Annotated in this window: 7 protein-coding genes; 4 read left to right on the top strand and 3 right to left on the bottom strand. The window is 55.0% G+C overall.

Going from position 1 to position 10276, the window contains the following annotated elements; all coding sequences use genetic code 11:
- A partial coding sequence (locus tag EHN07_RS16745; RefSeq protein ID WP_148085477.1) for an RNA-guided endonuclease InsQ/TnpB family protein occupies window positions 1-388 on the top strand: 388 nt, incomplete at its 5' end.
- A gap of 39 nt (window positions 389-427) precedes the next feature.
- Here the strand turns inward: EHN07_RS16745 and bioH are convergent.
- Window positions 428-1204, bottom strand: coding sequence for a pimeloyl-ACP methyl ester esterase BioH (gene bioH, locus EHN07_RS16740; RefSeq protein ID WP_124025184.1), 777 nt, complete (start codon window positions 1202-1204; stop codon window positions 428-430).
- A 38-nt stretch (window positions 1205-1242) separates the two neighbouring features.
- Here bioH and gntX point away from each other — a divergent pair, with 38 nt between their 5' ends.
- On the top strand, window positions 1243-1926 hold the full coding sequence (gene gntX, locus EHN07_RS16735) for a DNA utilization protein GntX (protein ID WP_124025183.1): 684 nt from the start codon (window positions 1243-1245) through the stop codon (window positions 1924-1926).
- Window positions 1927-1984: 58 nt separating this feature from the next.
- Window positions 1985-2560 carry a Fe-S biogenesis protein NfuA gene (gene nfuA, locus EHN07_RS16730; RefSeq protein ID WP_124025182.1) on the top strand — a complete coding sequence of 192 codons (576 nt, stop codon included), beginning with the start codon at window positions 1985-1987 and terminating at the stop codon, window positions 2558-2560.
- A gap of 41 nt (window positions 2561-2601) precedes the next feature.
- Here the strand turns inward: nfuA and malQ are convergent, their stop codons facing one another.
- Window positions 2602-4686 carry a 4-alpha-glucanotransferase gene (malQ, locus tag EHN07_RS16725; RefSeq protein ID WP_124025181.1) on the bottom strand — a complete coding sequence of 695 codons (2085 nt, stop codon included), beginning with the start codon at window positions 4684-4686 and terminating at the stop codon, window positions 2602-2604.
- Between the two features lie 9 nt (window positions 4687-4695).
- A complete protein-coding gene (gene malP, locus EHN07_RS16720) occupies window positions 4696-7098 on the bottom strand; it encodes a maltodextrin phosphorylase (protein ID WP_124025180.1) in 2403 nt (800 codons plus the stop codon).
- A gap of 377 nt (window positions 7099-7475) precedes the next feature.
- Between malP and malT the strand changes: the two genes are divergently transcribed.
- The gene (gene malT, locus EHN07_RS16715) at window positions 7476-10184 is read left to right on the top strand and encodes an HTH-type transcriptional regulator MalT (RefSeq protein WP_124025179.1); all 2709 of its coding nucleotides are present in this window, start codon (window positions 7476-7478) and stop codon (window positions 10182-10184) included.
- Window positions 10185-10276: the final 92 nt, after the last annotated feature.

Raw genomic sequence — 10276 nt, 5'->3', positions numbered from 1 at the left:
GTCAAAGTCGGCAGCGGGTACGGTAAGCCAACATGGGCGCAACGTCCGGGCAAAAACCGGCTTAAACCGTTCGATATTAGATCAGGGCTGGCACGAGCTTCGCCGACAGCTTGAGTACAAACAGCTTTGGCGGGGTGGTCAAGTGTTGGCGATAAACCCAGCCTATACGAGTCAAAAATGTGCCTGCTGTGGTCATACAGCGAAAGAGAACCGGCAGACACAAAGCAAGTTCAAGTGTCTGGAATGTGGATATAGCGCGAACGCCGATATCAATGGCGCACGTAATATTTTAGCGGCGGGGCACGCCGCGCTAGCCTGTGGAGAGATGGCAGTTTTAGGCCGCTCGATGAAGCAGGAACCCACCGAGGCGAGTCGGACTTCGGTCTGAACGCTGCAGGAATCCTCGCCCTTTAGGGCGGGGAGGATGTCAATCTTTCATACGCTTCTGAAACGCCTCAAGTAGCTGGCAAACGTCCGCAGGGTGCGAAATAAACGGCGCATGGGCGGCCTTCGGGAATATCACGCTCTCGCTCTGCGGCCAGCGCTCATCCAACAGCCCTGCAATGTTGCGCGGCACCAGCCCATCTAAATGCCCGTACAAACGCAGGAAAGGCAGCGCAAGATGGCTCAACGGTTCACGCAAATCTGCCGTTTTCAGTATTTCCAGGCCGCCGTTTAAAACCTCAACGCTCGGCACAGGTTGTTCCAGCACTACCGCTTTCAAGCGGCGGGCATCCTGACGGGCGGTTTCCGTTCCCAGCGTTTGCAGGGCCAGAAAGCGTTCCACCGTGCGCTGAAAATCTTCACTTAGCTGCTGCTGGAAACCGGCCAGAATATCCGGCTTAATGCCCGGCCAGTCGTTTTGTGCAGTAAAGCACGGCGAGGACGCTACGGTGATCAACGCCGTCACACGCTGTGGCTGACTTAATGCCACCTGGCTTGCCACCAGCCCGCCTAAACTCCAGCCCAGCCACATCGCTCGCTCCGGTGCCTGCGCCAGCACCGCTTCTGCCATCTCTTCAAGCGTTAACGCGCCAAAACCCTGGCTGCGACCGTAGCCCGGCAAGTCGACAAAATGAAGGCGAAAATGCGAGCTTAACCCATCACTAATGCAATGCCACACTTCGGCATTCAGTCCCCATCCGTGCAGCAGCACAAGATCGTGTTGCCCTTCGCCTTTTGTCTGCCACCAAAGCTTGCTCATCGGTTACTGTTCTCATTTTTATCTGTAAGGAGGGGAATATGCTAACAATCCCCGGGCTGTGTTGGCTATGCCAGATGCCGCTCGCTTGCGCGCATTGGGGGTTTTGTTCACGATGCACCAAAGCCTTACCCACGCCTCCGCCCTGCTGCCCGCGCTGTGGGTTGCCCTGCGCCAGTACGCATACGCTCTGTGGCCGCTGCCTGCAAAAGCCGCCCGCGTGGGACAGGCTACTCTTCATTACCGATTACCGCCCGCCCCTGAGCGGCTTAATTCAACGTTTTAAATTTAACGCCACCGTTGCGCTGGCTCCGGCTTTGGCGCGTTTACTGCTGCTGCGTGTTCTGGAGGCAAAGCGGCATAATTCGTGGGTGCAGCCCGATTGTATTGTCAGTGTCCCGCTGCATTCATATCGCGCCTGGCGGCGAGGCTTTAACCAAAGTGACCTGCTTGCAAACCCTCTTTCCCGCTGGCTGCAATGTGACTATTTCCCTAAAGGGGTTAGGCGAGTTCGCGCCACGCCAACCCAGCGCCAGCTCAACGCCCGAATGCGCCGAAATAACCTTAAAGGCGCTTTCAGGGTTGATTTTCCGGTTGCAGGCCGTCATATAGCTATTGTGGATGATGTCGTCACGACGGGCAGTACGGTGGCGGAAATTGCGCGGCTGCTGAAAAAGCAGGGCGCGGCGACTATCCAGGTGTGGTGCCTTTGTCGAACCTTGTAGACCCTCGATGATGGGCGTATTATAACCGACTAAAATAGTCAACTATTGAGCAATCGTTATGATCCGTATTTCCGATACAGCACAATCCCACTTTGCCAAACTGCTGGCAGGTCAGGAAGAAGGGACGCAAATTCGCGTATTCGTCATCAATCCTGGTACTCCTAATGCGGAGTGCGGGGTTTCTTACTGTCCGCCGGATGCGGTTGAAGCGTCAGATACTGCCCTGAAATTCGAGCAGTTAACCGCATATGTCGATGAGTTAAGCGCGCCTTATCTTGAAGATGCTGAAATTGATTTTGTGACCGACCAGCTCGGCTCACAGCTGACGCTGAAAGCGCCAAATGCCAAAATGCGCAAAGTGTCTGACGATGCCCCACTGATGGAGCGCGTTGAATATATGCTGCAGGCTACGGTTAACCCGCAGCTGGCAGGCCACGGCGGCCGCGTGACGCTGATGGAAATCACCGACGAAGGCTATGCGATTTTGCAATTCGGCGGCGGTTGTAACGGCTGTTCAATGGTCGATGTGACCCTGAAAGAAGGCATCGAAAAGCAGCTGCTGGCCGAGTTCCCTGAGCTGAAAGGCGTTCGTGATTTGACCGAACACCAGCGCGGCGAGCATTCGTACTATTGATTGATGTGGCGGATGTCGCTACGCGACATCCGACATTTCTCTTATCTCTTCTTACGGCGCTTATCCAAATCCTTCAGTAACTTATTCACTTCGTCGTCTGCGAACATCGCCTCAAGCGAAGTCGATAACTTACGCCGCCAGTTTTTATACTGATAGCTGGTCCCTGGAATATTCACCGGCTCGGCGATCCCCAACCAGTCTTCCGGTTGCAGGCCCAACAATGCGCTATTGCTGTCGGCAATATAGCGTTGCATGCCACGGTTGAGCGTGGAGGTCATCGCCATCAACGAAGCTTTATGCCCCGCACGTTTTGGCAGGCATCCATACTCATGCAAACCATTCAGCAACCCCTGTTTGGCGCGTTCACGATCCTGATACAGCTCAGCCAGCATTTGTTCATCAGGATAGAGGCCAAGCGTTTTGCCCAGCGTTAAATCACCGCTCTCCCAGTAGCCGCGTAGCGTGGGCAGATCGTGGGTCGTCGCCACCGCCATTGACTGTTTCGGCCAGGCTTTTGGCGCTCGGAACTGTTTTTCGTCATCGTGTTCAAAATAGAGCACTTTGTACGAGTAAACGCCGCTGTCGCGCAGCTTGCCGACGATCTCAACCGGCACGGTTCCCAGATCTTCACCGATCACCATGCAATTATGGCGCTGACTTTCCAGCGCCAGGATCGACAACAGATCGTCCACCGGATAATGCACGTAAGCGCCTTTGTCGGCAGTTTCACCGTAAGGGATCCACCACAAACGCAGCATCGACATAACGTGGTCGATACGCAGCGCGCCGCAGCTGGTCATGTTGGAACGCAACAATTCGATAAACGGCTGATAGGCTCGCGCCGTCATCACGTGCGGGTCCATTGGCGGCAACCCCCAGTTCTGGCCGAGCGGGCCGAGAATATCCGGAGGGGCGCCAACAGAAGCTTTCAGGCAGTAAAGTTCGCGGTCACACCAGGTTTCCGAACCGCCTTCCGCCACACCGACCGCTAAGTCACGATACAAACCAATCGGCATTTTGAAGCCCTGGCTGGTTTGCCAGCAGGCCTCAAACTGCGCGTAGGCCAGATATTGCAGCCACAGATAGAAATTCACTTCGTCACGGTGTTCGGTACAAAATGCTTTCACTTGCGGATTGCGTGCATCGCGGAACCCTTCCGGCCACACCGGCCAGCCCCAGCGCATTTCATCTTCTTTGACCTGATAAGCGTGCAGCGCATCAAACGCCGCCTGGTAATACAGGCTTTCGCCACCTTCCTGAACAAACGTCCGGAAAGCGACAACTTGCTCATCACGCTCACCGCGCCGCGAGAACTGCTTCCACGCCATGCGCAGTGCAGCCATTTTCAGCACGGTGACGGCGGAATAATCTACCCACTGCGCATCACGGGCTGCTGCCAGCGTCGCCTGCGTGGTTGGCATTTTCCACCATGTCTGCGCTTCGTCGCTCAGCAAGAAATCATCCACCGCATTCACGTCGATATAAATCACGTTCAACCAGCGACGCGACGACGGGCTGTACGGGCTGGCGCTTTCTGGGTTTGCCGGATACAGCGCGTGGATCGGATTCAGGCCGATAAACGAGCCGCCCCGCTGCGCCACATCCACCAGCATGCGCTGCAAATCCCCAAAATCACCGATTCCCCAGTTATGGGCGGAACGCAGGGTGTAAAGCTGCACGCACGCGCCCCACAGCTTTTCATCACGCAAAAGCGCCGCGGGTTCGTAACAACGTTTCGGCGCCACAATCACGCGGCATTGCCAGTGGTGCTCATTCTGGCTAACCGTGAGGTCATGATAGCCTTCCGGCAGCGCGGCAGGCAGCGCCAGCTTTTTGCCCGCCAGCGCATGTCCTTTGTGCTGCTTACCGTCTTCGGTTGTTAACTGCCAGCTGTAATCGCCGCGGCCTTCCAGCACCGTCGCCATACGGGTGCCGGACGTAAACACCAGCACATTTGCCACTGGCGGCGTCACCGCCGCCTTTTTCACGGTGGCGGTGCGGCTCATGGCTTCCAGCAAACGCTGCTTGGTATCCGCAGGAATAGCCTGCGGTTTGCCGTGGGCGTTAATGTAGTTGGGGCTAATTCCCGCCTCCAGGGCGGCGTTATCAAGACGTTTGCTGTCCATCGCGTTCCCTTAGCGTTGCGCCTGCCAGATGCGTTGTTGATAATCACGAATGGAGCGATCCGAGCTAAACATGCCGCAACGTGCGGTGTTCAGAATAGCGGCGCGCGTCCAGGCTTCCTGGTCGAGATACATCGCATCCGCCAGTTTTTGCGCTGCGGCATAGGCGGTGAAATCTGCCATTACTAAATACGGGTCGCCCCCCTCTTTGCCGATGCTGTGCAGCATCTGGTCAAACGCGTGTTTATCGCCGTCGGCGTAAATGCCTTTCTCCAGCTCTTTAAGCACCGCATCCAGCACTTTATCTTTCTTGCGCCATTTCACCGGGTCGTAGCCTTTGGCTTTCAGGGCTTTCACTTCTTCCACGGTATGGCCGAAGATAAAGATGTTTTCTTCGCCCACTTTCTCGGCGATCTCTACGTTCGCGCCATCCAGCGTGCCGACCGTCAGCGCGCCATTAAGCGCCAGCTTCATGTTACCGGTGCCGGAAGCTTCTTTACCCGCAGTCGAGATTTGCTCGGAAATATCCGCCGCCGGGATCATCACTTCTGCCGCAGAAACGCAGTAATCCGGCAGGAACACCACTTTCAGCTTGTCGCCAACCACCGGATCGTTATTGATTGCCTGCGCCACTTTGTTGATGGCGAAGATAATGTTTTTCGCTAAGTAATATCCCGGAGCCGCTTTTGCGCCGAAAAGATATACGCGCGGCACGCGGTCCGCCGTTGGGTTTTCACGGATCTCTTTGTACTGCGCCAGAATATGCAGCAGGTTCAGGTGCTGGCGTTTGTACTCGTGCAGGCGCTTGATTTGCACATCAAACAGCGCATCCGGGCTAATCACAATGCCGGTGCGCGCTTTGACGAACGCCGCCAGCTTCACTTTGTTCTGGTATTTAATCTCGCGGTATTCTTTGCGGAATTTCGCGTCGTCCGCGTATTTTTCCAGCCCTTCGAGCACATCGAGATCGTTGGCCCACTCTTTCTTCAACTTCTTATCAAGCAGAGCAGCCAATGCCGGGTTGCATTGTTTAATCCAGCGGCGTGGCGTGATGCCGTTGGTGACGTTATGGAATTTGTTCGGCCACAGCTGGTGATATTCCGGGAACAGGTCTTTAACCACCAAATCGGAGTGCAGCGCCGCCACGCCGTTTACCGCAAAGCCACTGACGACACACATATTCGCCATGCGAACCTGTTTGTCGTACACCACCGCCAGTTTTGCCCACACGGCTTCGTCGCCCGGCCAGGTTTTGTCCACCAGCTTCTTAAAGCGGGCGTTGATCTCATTAATAATTTGCATATGGCGCGGCAACAGCGCCTTCACCAGCTTCTCGTCCCAGCACTCCAGCGCTTCAGGCATCAACGTGTGGTTGGTGTAGGCGAAGGTTTTGCTGGTGATGGCCCAGGCATCGTCCCAGCTCATCTGGTGCTCGTCGATCAGCACGCGCAGCAGCTCTGGAATGGCAATAGTCGGGTGCGTGTCGTTAAGCTGAATAACCTCGTAATCGGCCAGCTCAGAAAGCTTACGGCCCGCCAGATGGTGACGGCGTAAAATATCCCCCACTGAGCATGCACACTGGAAGTACTGCTGCATCAAACGCAATTTCTTACCGTTCAGATGGTTATCGTTCGGATAGAGCACTTTCGTCAGTTTTTCCGCGTCGATACCCTGTTGTTCTGCTTTCAGGAAATCGCCGTCGTTGAATTTCGTTAAATCAAATGGATATGCGTGCTTTGCCTGCCACAAACGCAGTGGTTGCGCCACGCCGTTACGGTAGCCAAGCACCGGTAAATCCCAGGCTTCGCCGTGGAAAATAAACGCCGGTTCCCAACGCACGGTTTTGCCGTCTTTAACCACTTTGCCGCCGACGCCGACTTGCACATCAAGCGCCGAGTTATGCTGGAACCACGGGTAACTCCCGCGTTTCCAGTCGTCAGGCGCTTCCATCTGCTGGCCATCTTTAAAGGACTGGCGGAACAGGCCGTATTGGTAATTCAGGCCGTAGCCAATCGCCGATTGCCCAACGGTCGCCATAGAATCGAGGAAGCATGCGGCAAGACGCCCCAGGCCACCGTTACCCAACGCCGGATCAGTTTCTTCTTCCAGCAGGTCAGTAAGATTGATATCAAACGCTTTGAGTTCGTCAGCCACGTCCTGATACCAGCCGAGGTTCAGCAGGTTGTTGCCCGTCAGGCGGCCAATCAAAAACTCCATTGAGATGTAGTTTACGTGGCGCTGTTTCTTCTCTGGTTTCGCAACAGGCTGGGCGGCCAGCAGTTCTGCCAGCGCACCGCTGACGGCGTGCCACCATTGTTGCTGAGTCATTTCGGAGGCGGAATGCAGCCCATAACGCTGCCACTGACGTGTCAGTGCAGCCTGAAATTGTGCTTTATTGAAGGTCGTCTGTGACATAGTGGCTCGGGTCCTGTGAGGTTCTAATTTCATTACCCGCTAGTGTGCCGGGTGCCCTGGGCTAATTCCTCCTCCTGAGGGGGATTACGGAGGGAGGAGTAGCGGGGAGTAGGTAGAAATGTGATCGCCGCCACTTAAAGTTAGGCGCTATTGGCAAAAACACCCAGCAACGCTGCGAGCTTCTTCACTGCAGAGCGGCTCTTTCACCCCGGCTCAGGGAAAAAAGGTATTTGTGACAAAGTGCAACTTACAGGGCCTCAAACCCTCAACAATCTTGCAATAACGGGCAATCTGGTCGACCTTGTAGGGAGTATTAATTACGAAGCGTAAAAAAAATCATATTCGTGCATATTCCATACACAGTGAAGTGACAGACCATGCTGATCCCCTCCAAATTAAGTCGTCCAGTACGTCTGGAAAATACAGTGGTCCGCGACCGTCTGTTGATGAAGCTATCAACAGCGAATAACTATCGTCTGGTGCTGGTAACAAGCCCGGCGGGTTATGGGAAGACAACGCTGATTTCCCAGTGGGCGGCAGGGAAAAATGAGCTAGGTTGGTACTCTCTGGATGAGGGTGATAACCAACAAGAACGATTCGCCAGCTATCTGATAGCGGCGATTCAACAAGCGACGTCCGGGCACTGCGTGACCAGCGAAGTGATGGTACAAAAGCGCCAGTATTCGACCCTGACGGCACTCTTTGCACAACTCTTTATCGAACTGGTGGAGTGGCATCGCCCGCTGTATGTGGTGATTGATGATTACCATCTGATAACCAATCCCGTCATTCATGACGCGATGCGCTTCTTCATTCGCCACCAGCCGGAAAATATGACGCTGGTGGTGTTGTCACGTAATTTGCCACAGCTGGGAATTGCCAATTTACGCGTGCGCGATCAGCTGCTGGAGATTGGCAGCCAGCAGCTCGCCTTTACCCACCAGGAAGCAAAACAGTTTTTCGACCATCGTCTGAACTCACCGCTTGAACATAGCGACAGCAATAGCCTGTGCGATGATGTCGCCGGCTGGGCCACCGCACTGCAACTGATCGCGCTTTCCGCGCGCCAGAACAGTAACTCTTCGGCGCATCACTCTGCCCGGCGGCTTTCAGGGATTAACGCCAGCCATTTATCCGACTATCTGGCCGATGAGGTGCTGGACAATGTCGATGCACAAACGCGTAACTTCCTGCTGCGCAGCTCGATTCTGCGCTCGATGAACGATGCGTTAATCGTGCGCGTCACCGGGGAAGAAAATGGCCAGATGCGCCTCGAAGAAACCGAACGTCAGGGGCTGTTTATTCAGCGCATGGACGACAGCGGCGAATGGTTCCGTTTTCATCCACTTTTTGGCAACTTCTTGCGCCAGCGCTGTCAGTGGGAACTGGCAACTGAGCTCCCGGAGATCCACCGTGCCGCAGCAGAAAGCTGGATGGCGCAGGGCTTCCCGAGCGAAGCGATTCACCACGCTCTTGCCGCCAACGACGCCGCCCTGCTGCGCGATATCCTGCTGCATCACGCCTGGACGCTGTTTAACCACAGCGAATTAACGCTGCTGGAAGAGTCGTTAAAAGCGTTGCCGTGGGAAAGTTTGCTGGAAAATCCAAAACTGGTCTTATTGCAGGCGTGGCTGATGCAAAGCCAGCATCGCTACAGCGAAGTAAACACCTTGCTGGCGCGAGCGGAGCAAGAGATGAATGTCGTGATGGATGATGTGATGCATGGCGAATTTAACGCCCTACGCGCCCAGGTAGCGATTAATGACGGCGATCCGGACGAAGCCGAACGTCTGGCGATGATCGCCCTCGATATGCTGCCACTGGCCAGTTTTTACAGCCGTATTGTGGCCACTTCCGTTCACGGTGAAGTGCTGCATTGCAAAGGCGAGCTCACCAAATCACTCTCGGTGATGCAGCAAACCGAACAGATGGCGCGCCGCCATGATATGTGGCACTACGCGTTATGGGGTTTATGCCAGCAGAGTGAGATTTTGCTGGCGCAGGGTTTCCTGCAATCGGCCTGGGAATGCCAGCAAAAGGCCTTTGCGCTTATCGAGGAGCAGCACCTTGAGCAGCTCCCGCTGCATGAGTTTTTACTGCGTATTCGTGCACAATTGCTGTGGGCGTGGGCGCGTCTGGATGAAGCCGAGGCGACGACGCGCAAGGGGCTGGAGGTGCTTTCCGGCTACCAGCCGCAGCAGCAACTACAGTGCCTGGCGCTGTTAGTGCAGTGTTCGCTGGCGCGCGGTGACTTAGATAACGCACGCAATCACCTGAACCGGCTTGAAAATTTGCTCGGTAATGGTTCATTCCATAGCGACTGGGTTTCCAACGCTGACAAAGTCCGGGTGATTTACTGGCAAATGACGGGGGATAAAAAATCTGCCGCCAACTGGCTGCGCCTGACGCCAAAGCCAGAGTTTGCCAATAACCATTTCCTGCAAAGCCAATGGCGCAATATCGCCCGCGCGCAAATTTTGCTGGGTGATTTTGAACCGGCCGAAATGGTGCTGGAAGAGCTAAACGAAAACGCCCGCAGCCTGCGTTTGATGAGCGATCTTAATCGCAACCTGCTGTTGTTAAACCAGCTTTACTGGCAGGCCGGGCGGAAAAGCGATGCGCAGCGCGTGTTGCTGGAAGCGCTGGCGCTGGCAAACCGCACCGGGTTTATCAGCCACTTTGTGATTGAAGGTGAAGCGATGGCGCAGCAGCTGCGCCAGTTAATCCAGCTCAACACCCTGCCTGAGCTGGAGCAGCATCGTGCCCAGCGGATTTTGCGTGAGATTAACCAGCACCATCGCCACAAGTTCGCCCACTTCGATGAAAACTTCGTTAACCGCTTATTAAATCACCCTGAAGTGCCGGAGCTGATCCGCACCAGCCCGCTGACCCAGCGCGAATGGCAAGTTTTAGGACTGATTTATTCGGGCTACAGCAATGAGCAAATCGCCGGCGAGCTGGATGTCGCGGCCACCACGATTAAAACGCATATTCGGAATTTGTATCAAAAGCTGGGCGTTGCGCACCGTCAAGATGCGGTGCAGCACGCGCAGAAATTGCTGAAGATGATGGGATATGGAGTTTAAATCCCCCTCTCCCTTAGGGATCTGTCTCTTAATCACATCTTTGTGAGATGGGAAATCGTCAGCAACACTGACGCTAACGCCTTTCTCAGGCT

Origin of the sequence: Buttiauxella warmboldiae, from assembly GCF_003818135.1 — a bacterium.
In the GTDB taxonomy this organism is placed as follows: Bacteria; Pseudomonadota; Gammaproteobacteria; order Enterobacterales; family Enterobacteriaceae; genus Buttiauxella; species Buttiauxella warmboldiae.
This window is presented reverse-complemented; position numbering and strand designations above follow the sequence as displayed.